The sequence below is a fragment of the Cupriavidus sp. SIMBA_020 genome (genome assembly GCF_046535395.1).
Lineage (GTDB): Bacteria > Pseudomonadota > Gammaproteobacteria > Burkholderiales > Burkholderiaceae > Cupriavidus > Cupriavidus campinensis.
In genome coordinates this window covers 1-303 of the sequence record NZ_JAWRWU010000309.1, presented here as the reverse complement: position 1 = coordinate 303, position 303 = coordinate 1, and the positions used below count along the sequence as shown (strand labels likewise).

The 303-nt window shown below is 70.0% G+C and carries 1 pseudogene; it reads right to left on the bottom strand.

Annotated elements, in window-relative coordinates:
* Nucleotides 1-303 (bottom strand): annotated as a pseudogene (locus SB751_RS29340) (triacylglycerol lipase); the annotation flags it as partial.

The following is a 303-nucleotide window of genomic DNA, read 5'->3' as shown; positions in this document are numbered from 1 at the left end:
CACCAGCCCGTCGTTCTGGCCCGACGCGCGATTGATCATCACCGTGCCCGTGCCGAGCAACGCAAGCGTCGACAGGTCGAGCGCGTTCGCCGGATCGACCAGCGGAATCGTGCTGGTGTCGGCCGCGCCCGTGACGCCCAACGCGGAAACGGTCGGCTGGATCGCCGTGCCGGCCCACGAATACAGCAGGTGCGTATTGCCGCCGACGCTCTCCGTCGGCGCACCCGTCTGGCAACTGCCCCGCGCGCCGAGGCCCGCGCTCGGATAGTTCTGGTTGTACGTGGCGGCCTGGGCGGTCGTCAG